Consider the following 15,453-nt stretch of genomic DNA (forward strand, 5'->3'; position numbering starts at 1 on the left):
CACATTTTTTTGAGTTTCAGTGTGGCTTACAGCTCGCCCAACGCATCGATCAGCGCCTGGTTCTGCTCCGGCGTGCCAATACTGATCCGCAGGAACTGGGCAATCCGCTCCTGCTTGAAGTGCCGCACAATCACCCCCTGCTCCCGCACCTTGGCCGCCAGCCCGGCAGCGTCGTGCCCTGGATGCCGGGCAAAGATGAAGTTGGCCGCCGACGGCAGTACTTCAAACCCCTTGGCCTGCAGTTGCGCCACCAGCTTTTCACGGCTATCGATCACCAACTTGCAGGTGTTCCGGAAGTATTCGCGGTCTTCAAAAGCGGCGGCTGCGCCGACAATCGCCAGACGGTCCAGCGGGTAGGAGTTGAAGCTGTTCTTGACCCGCTCCAGCGCCTCGATCAGGTCCGGGTGGCCCACGGCCAGGCCCACCCGCAAACCGGCCAGGGAGCGCGACTTGGAGAGGGTCTGGGTCACCAGCAGGTTCGGGTAACGGTCCACCAGGCTGATGGCGGTCTCGCCGCCGAAGTCGATATAGGCTTCATCGACCACCACCACCGAGTCCGGGCTGGCCTTGAGGATTTGCTCCACGGCGTCCAGCGCTATCACGCAACCGGTCGGCGCGTTCGGGTTCGGGAAGATGATCCCGCCGTTGGGCCTGGCGTAGTCCGACACGCGGATCTGGAACTGTTCATCCAGCGGCACTGCGTCGAAGGCAATGCGGTACAGGCCGCAGTACACCGGGTAGAAGCTGTAGCTGATGTCCGGGAACAGCAGCGGCAGGTCGTGCTGGAACAAACCGTGGAAGATGTGCGCCAGGACTTCATCGGAGCCGTTGCCGAGGAACACCTTGCCCGCATCGATCCCGTAGTACTTGGCCACCGCCTGCTTGAGCAGGTCGCTGTTGGGGTCCGGGTACAAACGCAGATTGTCGTTCAGCTCGGCCTGCATGGCAGCCAGCGCCTTGGGCGATGGGCCGTAGGGGTTTTCATTGGTGTTGAGTTTTACCAGCTTGGTCAGCTTCGGTTGCTCACCGGGCACGTAAGGCACGAGATCCTTGACGAGCGGGCTCCAGAATTTGCTCATGTTTCAGTTCCCCTGCTTATCGTCAACGATGCGGTATTCGGCGCTGCGGGCGTGGGCGGTCAGCGACTCGCCACGGGCCAGCACGGAAGCGGTCTTGCCCAACTCCGACGCGCCCTCTGGCGAGCAGAAGATGATCGACGAGCGCTTCTGGAAGTCATATACGCCCAGCGGCGAGGAGAACCGCGCAGTGCCCGACGTGGGCAGCACGTGGTTGGGACCTGCGCAGTAGTCGCCCAGGGCTTCGCTGGTGTGGCGGCCCATGAAGATCGCGCCGGCGTGGCGAATCAGCGGCAGCCAGGCTTGTGGGTCGGCGACGGACAACTCCAGGTGTTCCGGGGCGATACGGTTGGCCACTTCGATGGCCTGCTCCATGTCGCGGACCAGGATCAGGGCGCCACGGCCATTGATCGACTTCTCGATGATCTCGGCGCGCTCCATGGTCGGCAGCAGCTTGGCGATGCTGGCGGCGACCTTGTCCAGGAATTCGGCATCCGGGCTGACGAGGATCGCCTGGGCGTCTTCGTCGTGCTCGGCCTGGGAGAACAGGTCCATGGCGATCCAGTCCGGGTCGGTCTGGCCGTCACACACCACGAGGATTTCCGAAGGGCCGGCGATCATGTCGATGCCGACCTGGCCAAATACATGGCGCTTGGCCGTGGCCACGTAGATGTTGCCCGGGCCAACCACCTTGTCGACCTTCGGCACGCTTTCGGTGCCGTAGGCCAGGGCCGCTACCGCTTGGGCGCCACCGATGGTGAACACGCGATCAACGCCCGCGATGCAGGCCGCTGCCAGCACCAGTTCGTTGATTTCGCCGCGCGGGGTAGGCACCACCATGACCACTTCGGTCACGCCGGCCACCTTGGCCGGAATCGCGTTCATCAGTACCGAGGACGGGTACGACGCTTTGCCGCCCGGCACGTACAGGCCGGCACGGTCCAGCGGCGTGACCTTCTGGCCCAGTACGGTGCCGTCGGCCTCGGTGTAGCTCCAGGAATCCTGTTTCTGTTTCTCGTGGTAGCTGCGCACCCGCGCGGCCGCCACTTCCAGGGCTTCGCGCTGGGGCGCGGTGATGCGGGTCAAGGCCAGTTCCAGGCGTTCGCGGGGCAGGATCAGGTCGGCCATGGAGGCGACATCCAGGCCATCGAACTGCCGGGTAAAATCAACCAGCGCCGCGTCACCGCGCTCGCGCACGGCCTTGATGATGTCGAGCACCCGCTGGTTGACCGAATCGTCGGACACGCTTTCCCAGCTCAGCAGATGATCCAGATGATGGGCGAAATCCGGGTCGGCAGCGTTGAGTCGGGCAATTGCAGTGGACGTGGTCATAGCGAGGGCCTCATAGGAATGGCAAAAATGCTCAGGCGCCGAAAGTTAGCAGTCGATCCGCTTGGGCACCTGAGAATTCTGGCTATGAGGCGGATAGACGGGCGCGGCTTGAGGCCGCGCGGGTGAGTCAACCGCGGTGTCGAGACTCCACTGCCTTGCGCAGGGTGTCGATCAACGCCTGGATACGGGCGTGCTGCATTTTCATCGAAGCTTTGTTGACGATCAGCCGGGAGCTGATGTCGGCGATAAAGTCCTGGGGCTCCAGGCCGTTGGCGCGCAGGGTGTTGCCGGTGTCGACCACGTCGATGATCTTGTCGGCCAGGCCGATCAGCGGTGCCAACTCCATCGAGCCGTAGAGCTTGATGATATCGACCTGACGACCCTGCTCGGCGTAGTAACGCTTGGCAACGTTGACGAACTTGGTCGCCACCCGCAGGCGGCCCTTAGGCTCGACGTCACCGACACGGCCGGCGGTCATCAGCTTGCACAGGGCGATACGCAGGTCCAGCGGCTCGTACAGGCCCTGGCCGCCGTATTCCATCAACACGTCTTTGCCCGCGACGCCGAGGTCGGCCGCGCCATGTTCAACGTAGGTTGGCACATCGGTGGCACGCACGATCAGCAGGCGAACGTCGTCCTGGGTCGTGGGGATGATCAGCTTGCGGCTCTTGTCCGGATTCTCGGTCGGCACGATGCCCGCTTCAGCCAGAAGCGGCAAAGTGTCGTCAAGGATGCGGCCCTTGGACAGTGCGATGGTCAACATGGGAAACGTCAGTCCTTCATCAGGCTATTGCTGTCCGGTCGCAATCGGCGCCAGACACAGATCGAGGCCATTACAGCCTCGACTTGAAACAAATCAGCTAACAGCATACATCGTCATGTAGCGAGGGAGCTTGCTCCCGCTGGGGCGCGAAGCGGCCCTGATCTTTGTTTAAAAAGACTGGGACTGCTGCGCAGTCCAGCGGGAGCAAGCTCCCTCGCCACAATGAGCGTGTTTGCAGTTCCTGGAACTAGCCCGGTACGCGGCGGATTTTCGCGCCGAGCATCTGCAGCTTCTCTTCGATGCACTCGTAACCACGGTCTATGTGGTAGATGCGGTCGATGAGGGTGTCGCCGTCAGCGCACAACGCCGAGATCACCAGGCTGGCGGAGGCACGCAGGTCGGTAGCCATCACTGGCGCGCCCTTGAGCTTCTCGATGCCGGTCACGATGGCGGTGTTGCCTTCGACCTGGATCTTGGCGCCCATGCGGTGCAGCTCGTACACGTGCATGAAGCGGTTTTCGAAGATGGTCTCGATCACGGCACCGGTGCCTTCGGCAATCGCGTTCAGGGAAATGAACTGCGCCTGCATGTCGGTCGGGAACGCCGGGTACGGAGCGGTACGCACGTTAACGGCTTTTGGCCGCTTGCCATGCATGTTCAGCTCGATCCAGTCTTCACCGGTGGTGATCTCGGCGCCGGCTTCCTTGAGTTTTTCCAGGACGGCTTCGAGGATGGTCGGATCAGTGTCCTTGACCTTGACACGGCCACCGGTGACGGCAGCCGCGACCAGGTAGGTACCGGTCTCGATGCGGTCCGGCATCACCTTGTAGGTAGCCGAATGCAGGCGTTTCACGCCATCAATGGTGATGGTGTCGGTGCCGGCGCCGGTGATGTTGGCACCCATGGCGATCAGGAAGTTGGCCAGGTCGACCACTTCCGGCTCGCGCGCGGCGTTTTGCAGCACGCTGCGGCCATTGGCCAGGGCAGCGGCCATCATGATGTTCTCGGTACCGGTCACACTGACGGTATCAAAGAAGAAGTTTGCGCCACGCAGGCCGCCTTCCGGCGCCTTGGCCTTGATGTAGCCGCCTTCGACGTCAATGGTTGCACCCATGGCTTCGAGGCCACGGATGTGCAGGTCCACCGGACGCGAACCGATGGCGCAACCGCCAGGCAGTGCGACTTCGGCTTCGCCGAACCGGGCAACCATCGGGCCCAGTACCAGGATCGAGGCGCGCATGGTTTTCACCAGCTCGTACGGTGCGATCAGGGTCTTGATGGTGCGCGGGTCGATTTCGACGCTGAGTTTCTCGTCGATCACCGGCTCGATGCCCATGCGACCGAACAACTCGATCATGGTGGTGATGTCATGCAGGTGCGGCAGGTTGGCCACGGTAACCGGGCCATCGCACAGCAAGGTCGCTGCCAGGATCGGCAGGGCGGAGTTCTTCGCCCCGGAAATACGGATCTCGCCATCAAGACGAGCACCGCCGGTAATAATCAATTTATCCATAAGAATCTCGACGCCTTGGGGGCTCAGGTGCGCTCGGCCCAGGCCGCGCGGCTGAAAAATTTCATAGTGACCGCATGGATGCTGCCATCGGTGATCCACGGGTTCAAATGGGCATAGATCTGCTGCTGACGCTTGACCGGGCTCAATGCCGCCAGTTCATCGCTAATCACGTTCAGCTGGAAATTGCAGCCTTCGCCCTCAACTTCAACATTAGTTTCGGGCAGCTTTCCTTCAAGGAAGCTTTTAACTTCTAGGGCCTGCATGATCAACCTCTATGGGCGCCCAGTGCGCGCGGGTCGCACATCATACAAAAAAGCCCCGCGCCTGCGAACCCCGCATAGCAGGACTCTGACGGGGGGCTTCTTTAATAATGTGTATTAAGGATGCGCCAACAGCTCGGTCAGACCGGAAACCTCAGCGATTTCACGCATGTCTTCGGGCAATGCACGAATGCTCACCGGCTTTTTGACGGCCTGCGCATCGCGCATGAAACACAGCAGCAACGACAAGCCGACGCTGCTGGACTTCACCACCGCCGAGCAATCCAGCACCAGCGCAGGAGCGGTACTGGCATTGATCAGCGCCTGGCCCTGCTTGCGCAGGGCGGGTCCAGTGCTGTAATCCAGCACGCCGCTGAGCAACAGCTCACCGGACTCGCCAAGGCGAATGGCCGACTCGGTCATTGGGCAGGCTTCCCGGCAGCTTTGTCGGTTTCTTCCTTGGCCTTGGCCACTTCACCGGCCCAACCGTTGATGGTTTTGTCCAGGTCGTTGCCATTGCGCTGCATGGCATCCGCGAACTGGTCACGGAACAGCTTGCCAATGTTGATGCCGTTGATGATCACGTTACGCAGTTTCCACTCGCCGTTGACCTTCTCGAGCGTGTACTGCACAGGGTAGACCGCGCCGTTGTTGCCCTTGACGCTCATGTTGACGCTGGTGCGGTCACCCGACTCATCCCCGGCAGGGGCGACGGTAATCCCCTGGTTGTTGTACTCCAGCAGGGCGTTGCCGTAGAACTGGAACAAGCCCTTCTTGAAGTTTTCCTGGAATGTCTGCATCTGCGCAGGCGTAGCCTTGCGCGAGTACTTGACAGTCATGATGCTTTTGGAAATACCTTCAGCATCAACAACAGGCCCGACAATCGTGTTCAGCGCGTTATAGAACTGACTCGGGTCCTGCTTGTACTTTTCCTTGTTGGCACTCAGGTCAGCCAACATCTTGTTGGTGGTGTCCTGCACCAGGTCATGCGCAGAACCGCCGGCAGCGGCGTTAGCCATCAACGGCAGTGCCGCGAGCAGTACCAACAGGCCACGTCGCAAAGTAGAGATCATGAACACATTCCTCATTTGGCGTCTTTATTGACGGTATTGAGCAGGAATTTACCGATCAAGTCCTCCAGCACCAACGACGACTGTGTGTCATGAATGGTCGAACCATCCTTGAGCAGGGCAGATTCCCCGCCGACGCTGATGCCGATGTACTTCTCGCCCAGCAGGCCAGCGGTGAGGATAGACGCAGTGGAGTCAGTCGGCAGGTTATCTACCTTCTTGTCCACCTGCATGGTCACACGGCCGGTGAAGCTGTCGCGGTCCAGATCGATTGCCGTGACCTTGCCGATGGTTACACCCGCCATGGTCACTTTAGCTCTGACAGTCAAACCGGCGATATTGTCGAAGTAGGCGTAAAGTTTATAAGTATCGGCGGTGGGGCTGGCCGATAGGCCGCTGACTCGCAGGGCGAGCAACAGTAAAGCCAGGATGCCAGCCAGCAAGAAAAGGCCGACACCGATTTCCACAGTGCGGTTTTGCATCAGAAATCTCCAAACATCAAGGCGGTCAAAATGAAGTCAAGGCCCAGTACCGCCAGCGAGGCGTACACAACGGTCTTGGTGGTGGCGCGACTGATCCCTTCTGAGGTGGGCTCACAGTCATAGCCTTGGAATACGGCGATCCAGGTCACTACAAAGGCGAAGACGATGCTTTTAATGATGCCGTTGAGCACGTCGCCGCTGAAGGTCACGCTGTTTTGCATGTTGCCCCAGTAGGAGCCGTCGTAGACCCCCAGCCAGTCAACCGCGACCCAGGAACCGCCCCAGATTCCCACCACGCTGAACACCATCGCCAGCAGTGGCAGGGAAATGAAGCCGGCCCACAGGCGCGGGGCAACAATGTACTTGAGCGGATCGACACCGATCATTTCCAGGCTGGACAGCTGTTCGGTGGCCTTCATGTTGCCGATTTCGGCCGTCAGCGCCGAACCGGCACGCCCGGCAAACAGGAGAGCGGTCACCACCGGGCCCAACTCACGCAACAGCGTCAGGGCAACCATCTGCCCAACAGCCTGTTCGGACCCGTAGCTGGAGAGGATATTGAAGCCTTGCAGCGCCAGCACCATGCCGATGAACACCCCGGAAACCACGATGATCACCAGGGACATCACGCCCACGGAGTGCAATTGCTTGATCAGCAGGCCGAAACCGCCGCCAATACCGCCGCGGCCAAGCAAGGCATGAAACAGGAAAATCGTCGAACGCCCCAGCACACCGATGATATCGATGCCGGAGCGACCGAAAAGGCGAACCTTTTCGAGTAATGATGTCTTGCGCATCAGCGCTTCCCCAGAAGATCTGAGCGGTAGTCCGCTGCCGGAAAGTGAAAAGGCACCGGGCCATCGGGATCGCCAGTCATGAATTGGCGAATGCGCGGGTTGTCTGCGTTCATCAGTTCCTCAGGCGTGCCCTGCCCCAGCACCTGGCCATCGCCCACTACATATAGGTAGTCGGCAATGCTCGCGGTCTCGGCCAGGTCGTGGGAAACCACGATACTGGTGATACCCAACGCATCATTGAGCAGGCGGATCAGGCGTACCAGCACCCCCATGGCGATCGGGTCCTGGCCAACGAAAGGCTCGTCGTACATGAGAATCTGCGGGTCGAGGGCGATGGCACGCGCCAGGGCGACACGACGCTTCATGCCTCCGGACAACTCGTCGGGCATCAAATCGATAGCACCGCGCAGCCCGACGGCCTGCAATTTCAGCAACACAATGTCACGAATCATTTCATCGGACAGCTGTGTATGCACCCGCAGCGGGAACGCCACGTTTTCGAAAACATCGAGATCGGTAAACAACGCGCCGCTCTGGAACAGGACGCCCATGTGTTTGCGGGCATCGAACAGGTCACTGCGCGAAAGGGTCGGCAGGTTCTGGCCATTGACCCAGACTTCACCGGCGGAGGGGCGCAATTGCATGCCCATCAGGCGCAGCAGCGTAGTCTTGCCGCAGCCGGAAGGCCCCATGATGCCCGTGACTTTGCCGCGGGGAATGCGAATATCCACATTATTGAAGATGCTGCGCGTACCGCGCTTGAAGGAAAGGCCCTTCAGCTCGACCGCGTAGGCGTTATCGGCACTCATCTAAACTCCTTGGGATGCAGCCTTTCACTCAGACACTTTGTTTTCGACAAATGCTTGCGCCGAATAGACAAAAAGGCCGTGCGGACCGAACTGGCCGCGAACTATATCACTGCTGGTACAGCGCCCCCAAGGCCGGAACAGAGCTTGTTCAGAAACAGGACAGCTAAAAAATCCTGGCTGAGGTTCAATCTCAACCACGGGTGTATTGAATAAAGCCTGACGAACTTGTGTGAGGGAATTGATCATTACCGTTATAATCGCCGACTTTTCGTCAGGCTATACGATTTCAGACATGAGCCAATCCAGCGACCTTATTCAATCCGCACAACGCACCATCCGCCTCGAGCTTGAAGCCGTAGAAGGCTTGCTGGCCCATATCGACGCGGATTTCGTACGCGCCTGCGAGATGATTCTGGCCAGCAAGGGCCGCGTAGTGGTGGTCGGCATGGGCAAATCCGGGCATGTCGGCAACAAGATCGCCGCCACCCTGGCGAGCACCGGGACCACCGCGTTCTTCGTGCATCCGGCCGAAGCCAGCCACGGTGACATGGGCATGATCACCCGGGACGACATCATCCTGGCACTGTCCAACTCCGGCACCACCAACGAAATCGTGACCCTGCTGCCGCTGATCAAGCGCCTGGGTATCCAGCTGATCAGCGTGACCGGCAACCCGGACTCGACGCTGGCAAAAGCCGCCGAAGTGAATTTGAACGTGCACGTTGCCCACGAGGCCTGCCCGCTGAACCTGGCACCGACCTCCTCCACCACCGCCGCCCTGGTCATGGGCGATGCGCTGGCCGTGGCATTGCTGGAAGCCCGCGGGTTTACCGCCGAAGACTTCGCGTTTTCCCACCCGGGCGGCGCCCTTGGCCGTCGCCTGCTGCTGAAAGTGGAAAACGTCATGCACGCCGGCGACGAGCTGCCACAAGTGCCACGCGGCACCTTGCTGAAAGATGCCTTGATGGAAATGACCCTCAAGCGCCTGGGCATGACCGTAATCCTGGAGTCCGACGGGCGGCTGGCCGGGGTCTTCACCGACGGCGACCTGCGCCGCACCCTGGACCGCAACCTCGACATCCAGACCGCCACCATCGACGAAGTCATGACGCCTCACGGCAAGACCGCACGCCCTGACATGCTCGCGGCCGAAGCACTGAAGATCATGGAAGACCACAAGATCCTGGCGCTGGTGGTGGTCGACAGCGACGACCGTCCGGTTGGCGCCCTGAACATGCACGACTTGCTGCGTGCGGGAGTGATGTAAATGACCACCGACCTGATGCAACGGGGCAAGCACATCAAGCTGGCGATTTTCGACGTCGACGGTGTGCTGACGGATGGCCGCCTGTACTTTCTGGAAGACGGCAGCGAATTCAAGACGTTCAACACCCTCGACGGCCAGGGCATCAAGATGCTGATGGCGGCGGGCGTGCAAACCGGCATCATCAGCGGTCGCAAGACCCCGGTTGTGGAACGCCGCGCACAAAACCTGGGTATTCCTCACCTGTATCAGGGCCGCGAGGATAAACTGGTGGTTCTGGACGAGCTTCTTGGCCAACTCAACCTAAGCTATGAGCAGGTTGCGTACCTGGGTGACGATTTACCCGACCTGCCGGTGATTCGCCGGGTCGGCCTGGGCATGGCCGTGGCCAATGCGGCGGCGTTCGTTCGCGAACACGCCCATGGTGTAACCACCGCCCGCGGCGGCGAAGGCGCCGCCCGCGAGTTCTGCGAGTTGATTCTGCGCGCCCAAGGCAGCCTTGAAGCGGCCCACGCCGCCTACCTATAGAGCGTTTTATGCTGAGTAAAAAGATTCGCAATTTCCTGATACTTGCAGTCATCGCCGCGGTTTTCCTCGCGGTCGGCTACTGGAATATCAGCCCGGAGCGCTTCCTCGACAAGCCGGTTGCACAGGTTGACGAGAGTGCTATCGACTATTACGCCATCAACGCCCACAGCATCCAGTACCTGCCCGATGGCAAGGTCCAGTATGAAATGACCTCCGACAAGGTCGAACACTTGAAGGCATCCGAGGTCACTTTGCTGACCAAGCCGGACATGAACCTGTACCGCGGCGCCGAATTTCCATGGCACGTCACCAGCGAGCGTGGCGAGGTCAACCCGGACGGCACCCAAGTGGAACTGATTGACTCGGTGCGGGTAGCCCGCACTGACGCCAAGAACCGCGACACCATTATTACCAGCAGTCGCATGACCGTATTCCCACAGAAGCAATATGCGCAGACCGAGCAAGACGTTAGAATTGACGGCGCTGGCGGTGTATCGACTGGCAAGGGAATGAAAGCGTATTTGAAAGAAAGCAGGATACACCTGCTATCGAACGTAAGAGGACAGTATGAGGCTCGTTAAAACCCTCCCTATTTTGCTCGGCCTGGGCGCAGCACTGGGAAGCGTGAGCGCCTGGGCTCTGCCGAACGATAGCCAGCAACCGATCCACATTCAGGCTGACGATGCGCAACTGGATGACAAGCAAGGTATCGCGACCTACACGGGCAGCGTGATCATCACCCAGGGCTCGATGAAAGTGACGGGTAACACCGTGACACTGACTCGTACCCCGGCGGGCGATATCGACGTGGTCACTTCGGTGGGCAACCTGGCGTATTTCGAACAACTGCAGAAAGTGGGCGACCCTACGCCGGTCAAAGGCTATGGCAAGACGATCCAGTACCACGCCCAGCAAAACCGCATCGTGCTGATCGACCAGGCCCGGGTCATCAATGACGGCAACACCACCGACGGCGAAAAAATCGTCTACGACACGGTGAAGCAGATCGCCCAGGCCGGCCGTGCTACCGGCTCGAAAATCAGCACGCCGAAGCCGCGTATCGACATGGTTATCCAGCCGAAGCAGAAACCGGGCGCAGCCCAGCCGGCGCCGAAACCCGACGCGAAGAAGGCGAATTAATGGCAACCCTGAAAGCCCAGCATCTGGCCAAGGCTTATAAAAGCCGTCAGGTCGTGCGTGACGTCAGCCTGTCGATCGACAGCGGCCAGATCGTCGGTTTGCTCGGCCCCAACGGTGCCGGCAAGACCACCTGCTTCTACATGATCGTCGGCCTGGTGCAGGCCGATCAAGGCCGCGTCCTGATCGACGACCTGGACGTAAGCCACCAGCCTATGCACGGCCGTGCGCAAGCGGGTATCGGCTATCTTCCCCAGGAAGCATCGATCTTCCGCAAACTGTCGGTTTCCGACAACATCATGGCCATCCTCGAGACCCGCAAGGAACTCGACCGCGCCGGGCGCAAGAAAGAGCTGGAAAGCCTGCTGCAGGAATTCCACATCAACCACATTCGCGACAACCTCGGCATGAGCCTTTCCGGCGGCGAGCGTCGTCGTGTGGAAATCGCCCGCGCGCTGGCCACGGCGCCCAAGTTCATCCTGCTGGACGAACCTTTCGCCGGTGTCGACCCGATCTCGGTCGGCGACATCAAGCAGATCATCCATCATCTCAAGGCCAAGGGCATCGGTGTATTGATCACCGACCACAACGTCCGTGAGACACTCGATATCTGCGAAACCGCCTACATCGTCAACGATGGACAGCTGATTGCCGAAGGTGACTCTGCCACTATCCTGGCCAACGAACTGGTCAAGGAAGTGTATCTGGGTCACGAGTTCCGCCTGTAAACACGGTGGTATCAGGCCATTCGCCATGGAGCGCGGTAGTCAATAAAAACCTCAGTATTTTTATTGTTACCGCGCTCTAGGCAAAGCCCCCGATATCAGGCATATAATTTGCTTATGTTTGGCGCTCACGCGCCCTGTCGTGGATGGCGCATTGCGCCGGCGAATAAGGTGTTAAGCCCCTGCCATGAAACCATCGCTAGTCCTGAGAATGGGCCAGCAGCTGACGATGACACCGCAGCTGCAACAGGCCATCCGCCTGCTCCAATTGTCGACCCTGGACCTGCAACAGGAAATCCAGGAGGCCCTGGAGTCCAATCCGATGCTCGAACGCCAGGAAGAAGGCGACGACTTCGATAATGCAGACCCGCTGGCCGACAACATCGAGCAAAAGCCCAACCCCGACGTACAGGAACCCTCCTACCAGGAAACCGCCCCCACGGTGGATAATCTTGAGGAAGGCGAATGGAACGAACGCATTCCCAACGAACTTCCCGTGGATACCGCCTGGGAAGACGTCTACCAGACCAGCGCCAGCAGCCTGCCCAGCAACGATGACGACGAGTGGGACTTCACCACCCGCACATCAGCCGGCGAGAGCCTGCAAAGCCATTTGCTCTGGCAGCTGAACCTGGCACCGATGTCCGATACCGATCGCCTGATCGCCGTGACCCTGATCGATTGCATCAACAACCAGGGCTACCTGGACGAGACCCTTGAGGAGATCCTCGAGGCGTTCGACCCGGAACTGGACATCGAACTGGACGAAATCGAAGCCGTCCTGCACCGCATCCAGCAATTCGAGCCGGCCGGCATCGGCGCCCGCAACCTCAGCGAGTGCCTGCTGCTGCAACTGCGCCAATTGCCGGCCAAGACGCCTTGGCTGAGCGAAGCGCAGCGCCTGGTCACCGACTACATCGACCTGCTGGGCAGCCGCGACTACAGCCAGCTGATGCGCCGCATGAAGCTCAAGGAAGATGACCTGCGCCAGATCATCGAGCTGGTGCAGAGCCTCAACCCGCGCCCGGGCTCGCAGATCGAGTCCAGCGAAGCCGAATATGTCGTGCCCGACGTGATTGTGCGCAAGGACAATGAGCGGTGGCTGGTGGAGCTGAACCAGGAATCGGTGCCGCGCCTGCGGGTCAATCCGCAATACGCAGGTTTTGTGCGCCGCGCCGACACCAGCGCCGATAACACCTTCATGCGTAACCAACTGCAGGAAGCCCGCTGGTTCATCAAGAGCCTGCAAAGCCGCAACGAAACCCTGATGAAAGTCGCCACCCAGATCGTCGAGCACCAGCGCGGCTTCCTGGAATACGGCGATGAAGCGATGAAGCCGCTGGTACTGCACGACATCGCCGAGGCGGTGGGCATGCACGAGTCAACGATTTCCCGGGTGACCACGCAAAAATTCATGCATACCCCACGGGGTATATATGAGCTGAAATACTTTTTCTCCAGCCACGTCAGCACCTCCGAAGGCGGCGAATGCTCGTCCACGGCGATCCGCGCGATCATCAAAAAACTGGTTGCCGCGGAAAATCAGAAAAAGCCGTTGAGTGACAGCAAGATCGCTGGTTTACTGGAGGCACAAGGCATTCAGGTCGCCCGTCGAACCGTCGCCAAGTACCGCGAGTCCCTAGGGATCGCGCCTTCCAGCGAGCGTAAGCGTTTGATGTGACGGGCGGGCCATAGCGTTCCAGTGGCGGGTATTCCTACCCGCCGCTTTATGCACTGGCAACGAAGGAGAAGCTGTATGCAAGTCAACATCAGTGGACACCATGTAGAAGTCACCCCTCCATTGCGCGAATACGTCGAGCTGAAGCTGAAGAAGCTTGAGGGCCATTTCGACAAGATCACCAACGTGCAGGTCATCATGAAGGTCGACAAGCTTCAGCAGAAAATCGAAGCGACACTTCAGATACCCGGTGGCGAAGTGGTCGCCAATGCCGAACATGAAGACATGTATGCATCAATCGACTTGCTCACAGACAAGCTTGACCGCCAACTTAAAAAGCATAAGGAAAAGCAGCAGAGCCTTCTTCAAGGCACTGGCCGCTAACACTCCCCACCCATGATCCGACTTGAAACCATCCTGACCCCCGGCCGTTCCCTCGTGAACGTGCCGGGCGGCAGTAAAAAGCGCGCCCTCGAACAAATTGCCAACCTGATCGGCCGCGAAGTGCCCGAACTGGATACGCAAGCTGTGTACGAGGCCCTGATTGCCCGTGAAAAGCTCGGCTCCACCGGCTTTGGCAACGGCATCGCCATTCCTCACTGCCGCCTGCAAGGCTGTGAGTCTCCAGTCAGCGCCCTGCTGCACCTGGACGCCCCTATCGATTTCGACGCCATCGACGGCGCGCCGGTCGACCTGCTGTTCGTGCTGCTGGTCCCGCAAGCTGCCACCGATGCGCACCTGGAGCTGCTTCGGCAGATCGCCAGCATGCTCGACCGCAAGGACGTACGCGACAAACTGCGTAGTGCCTCAAGCAATGAGGCGCTCTACCAGGTTGTCCTGGATGAACAAAACGGGCATTAATCATGCGTTTGATCATCGTCAGCGGCCGTTCCGGCTCAGGTAAAAGCACGGCCCTCAATGTTCTTGAGGACAACGGCTTCTATTGCATCGACAACCTGCCCGCCGGCCTGCTACCGGAACTGGCGGAACGCGCGCTGATTCATACCGAGCTGGCGCAACCGCTGGTCGCCGTGTCGATCGACGCCCGCAACCTGCCCAGCCACCTCACACGCTTTCCTGAACTGCTCGAAGAAGTGCGGGCCAAGCATATCCATTGCGATGTGCTGTACCTGGACGCCGACGAAGAGACCCTGCTCAAGCGCTTCTCCGAAACCCGTCGCCGCCACCCGTTGAGCAGCCCTCATCGTTCCCTGGCCGAAGCCATCGAGGACGAGACCAAACTGCTGGGGCCGATCATTGACCTGGCCGACCTCAAGATCAACACCACCAGCCTGAACCTGTATCAACTGCGGGATGCGATCAAGCTGCGTCTGCTGAACCAGCCGGAGCCAGGCACGGCGTTCCTTGTCGAGTCGTTCGGTTTCAAGCGCGGCATGCCGGTGGATGCCGACCTGGTGTTCGATGTGCGCTGCCTGCCCAACCCGTACTGGAAGCCGGAACTGCGCGATCAGTCGGGGCTGGACCAACCTGTGGCCGAGTACCTGGCGGCGCAACCGGATGTCGAGGAAATGTACCAGGACATCTCCAGCTACCTGCTCAAATGGCTGCCGCGTTTTGCGGCCAGCAATCGGGCTTATGTCACCATCGCCATTGGCTGCACCGGCGGCCACCACCGATCCGTCTACCTGACCGAACGCCTGGGCAAGGTGCTGCAACAAACCCTCAAGAACGTCCAGGTTCGCCACCGCGACCTCAGCTGAAAGGAACACCCCCGCGATGCCCGCTCTGGAAATTGAAATCATCAACAAGCTGGGCCTGCACGCCCGGGCCTCGGCCAAGTTCGTCGGCGTCGCCGGGCAGTTCCCTTGCCAGATCCGCGCCGGGCGCACCCCGGAATCCATGGTCGACGGCAAAAGCATCATGGCCATGATGATGCTGGCTGCGGGCAAGGGCACGAAGATTCATTTGAAGACCGAAGGCGAGCAAGAGCAGGAAGCGATGGATGCCCTGGTAGCGTTGATCAATAATTTCTTTGATGAGGGCGAGTAGGTAATCGCC

At 59.9% G+C, this 15,453-nt stretch carries 20 protein-coding genes; 10 read left to right on the forward strand and 10 right to left on the reverse strand.

The window, feature by feature from the left end; genetic code table 11:
• Positions 1–26: 26 nt before the first annotated feature.
• The 10 genes from hisC to HX805_RS11125 form a co-directional block, all read right to left on the reverse strand.
• Complete coding sequence (gene hisC, locus HX805_RS11080) at positions 27–1,079, reverse strand: histidinol-phosphate transaminase (RefSeq protein ID WP_177116868.1); 1,053 nt, start codon at positions 1,077–1,079, stop codon at positions 27–29.
• Positions 1,080–1,082: 3 nt separating this feature from the next.
• Entirely contained in the window at positions 1,083–2,408 is a 1,326-nt protein-coding gene (hisD, locus tag HX805_RS11085) for a histidinol dehydrogenase (protein ID WP_008434283.1), read from the reverse strand.
• 127 nt (positions 2,409–2,535) lie between these two features.
• Positions 2,536–3,171, reverse strand: coding sequence for an ATP phosphoribosyltransferase (gene hisG / locus HX805_RS11090; RefSeq protein ID WP_003188599.1), 636 nt, complete (start codon positions 3,169–3,171; stop codon positions 2,536–2,538).
• A 247-nt stretch (positions 3,172–3,418) separates the two neighbouring features.
• On the reverse strand, positions 3,419–4,684 hold the full coding sequence (gene murA, locus HX805_RS11095) for a UDP-N-acetylglucosamine 1-carboxyvinyltransferase (protein WP_003216140.1): 1,266 nt from the start codon (positions 4,682–4,684) through the stop codon (positions 3,419–3,421).
• A 23-nt stretch (positions 4,685–4,707) separates the two neighbouring features.
• Positions 4,708–4,947, reverse strand: a complete 240-nt coding sequence (locus HX805_RS11100; RefSeq protein WP_008434291.1) for a BolA family protein — start codon at positions 4,945–4,947, stop codon at positions 4,708–4,710.
• 114 nt (positions 4,948–5,061) lie between these two features.
• A complete protein-coding gene (locus HX805_RS11105; RefSeq protein WP_003216137.1) occupies positions 5,062–5,367 on the reverse strand; it encodes a lipid asymmetry maintenance protein MlaB in 306 nt (101 codons plus the stop codon).
• Complete coding sequence (locus tag HX805_RS11110; RefSeq protein WP_003216135.1) at positions 5,364–6,017, reverse strand: phospholipid-binding protein MlaC; 654 nt, start codon at positions 6,015–6,017, stop codon at positions 5,364–5,366. Before HX805_RS11110 ends, HX805_RS11105 begins: the two co-directional genes overlap by 4 nt.
• Before the next feature lie 11 nt (positions 6,018–6,028).
• On the reverse strand, positions 6,029–6,496 hold the full coding sequence (gene mlaD, locus HX805_RS11115) for an outer membrane lipid asymmetry maintenance protein MlaD (RefSeq protein WP_003216133.1): 468 nt from the start codon (positions 6,494–6,496) through the stop codon (positions 6,029–6,031).
• Entirely contained in the window at positions 6,496–7,293 is a 798-nt protein-coding gene (mlaE, locus tag HX805_RS11120) for a lipid asymmetry maintenance ABC transporter permease subunit MlaE (RefSeq protein ID WP_003216131.1), read from the reverse strand. Before mlaE ends, mlaD begins: the two co-directional genes overlap by 1 nt.
• The gene (locus HX805_RS11125) at positions 7,293–8,102 is read right to left on the reverse strand and encodes an ATP-binding cassette domain-containing protein (RefSeq protein ID WP_003216128.1); all 810 of its coding nucleotides are present in this window, start codon (positions 8,100–8,102) and stop codon (positions 7,293–7,295) included. Before HX805_RS11125 ends, mlaE begins: the two co-directional genes overlap by 1 nt.
• Positions 8,103–8,394: 292 nt before the next feature.
• On the opposite strand from HX805_RS11125, the gene HX805_RS11130 reads away from it, so the two are divergent.
• The 10 genes from HX805_RS11130 (at position 8,395) to HX805_RS11175 (ending at position 15,444) form a co-directional block, all read left to right on the forward strand.
• On the forward strand, positions 8,395–9,369 hold the full coding sequence (locus HX805_RS11130; RefSeq protein WP_003216126.1) for a KpsF/GutQ family sugar-phosphate isomerase: 975 nt from the start codon (positions 8,395–8,397) through the stop codon (positions 9,367–9,369).
• Positions 9,370–9,894 (forward strand): HAD family hydrolase, encoded by a 525-nt coding sequence (locus tag HX805_RS11135; protein WP_003216124.1) that lies wholly within the window; start codon positions 9,370–9,372, stop codon positions 9,892–9,894. It abuts the gene before it with no gap.
• A gap of 8 nt (positions 9,895–9,902) precedes the next feature.
• Positions 9,903–10,475, forward strand: coding sequence for an LPS export ABC transporter periplasmic protein LptC (gene lptC, locus HX805_RS11140; RefSeq protein ID WP_003216122.1), 573 nt, complete (start codon positions 9,903–9,905; stop codon positions 10,473–10,475).
• Complete coding sequence (gene lptA, locus HX805_RS11145) at positions 10,462–11,034, forward strand: lipopolysaccharide transport periplasmic protein LptA (RefSeq protein ID WP_023659193.1); 573 nt, start codon at positions 10,462–10,464, stop codon at positions 11,032–11,034. Before lptC ends, lptA begins: the two co-directional genes overlap by 14 nt.
• Positions 11,034–11,759, forward strand: coding sequence for an LPS export ABC transporter ATP-binding protein (lptB, locus tag HX805_RS11150; protein ID WP_003216119.1), 726 nt, complete (start codon positions 11,034–11,036; stop codon positions 11,757–11,759). The genes lptA and lptB overlap by 1 nt, the downstream gene beginning before the upstream one ends.
• Positions 11,760–11,943: 184 nt before the next feature.
• Entirely contained in the window at positions 11,944–13,437 is a 1,494-nt protein-coding gene (locus tag HX805_RS11155) for an RNA polymerase factor sigma-54 (protein ID WP_003216117.1), read from the forward strand.
• A gap of 75 nt (positions 13,438–13,512) precedes the next feature.
• On the forward strand, positions 13,513–13,818 hold the full coding sequence (gene hpf / locus HX805_RS11160; protein WP_003216115.1) for a ribosome hibernation-promoting factor, HPF/YfiA family: 306 nt from the start codon (positions 13,513–13,515) through the stop codon (positions 13,816–13,818).
• Between the two features lie 12 nt (positions 13,819–13,830).
• Positions 13,831–14,295 carry a PTS IIA-like nitrogen regulatory protein PtsN gene (gene ptsN, locus HX805_RS11165; protein ID WP_003216114.1) on the forward strand — a complete coding sequence of 155 codons (465 nt, stop codon included), beginning with the start codon at positions 13,831–13,833 and terminating at the stop codon, positions 14,293–14,295.
• A gap of 2 nt (positions 14,296–14,297) precedes the next feature.
• A complete protein-coding gene (rapZ, locus tag HX805_RS11170) occupies positions 14,298–15,155 on the forward strand; it encodes an RNase adapter RapZ (RefSeq protein ID WP_003216111.1) in 858 nt (285 codons plus the stop codon).
• A gap of 16 nt (positions 15,156–15,171) precedes the next feature.
• Positions 15,172–15,444, forward strand: coding sequence for an HPr family phosphocarrier protein (locus HX805_RS11175; RefSeq protein WP_003216108.1), 273 nt, complete (start codon positions 15,172–15,174; stop codon positions 15,442–15,444).
• The last annotated feature ends 9 nt before the right edge of the window (positions 15,445–15,453 follow it).

This window comes from Pseudomonas sp. G5001 (assembly GCF_013385475.1).
GTDB lineage: Bacteria > Pseudomonadota > Gammaproteobacteria > Pseudomonadales > Pseudomonadaceae > Aquipseudomonas.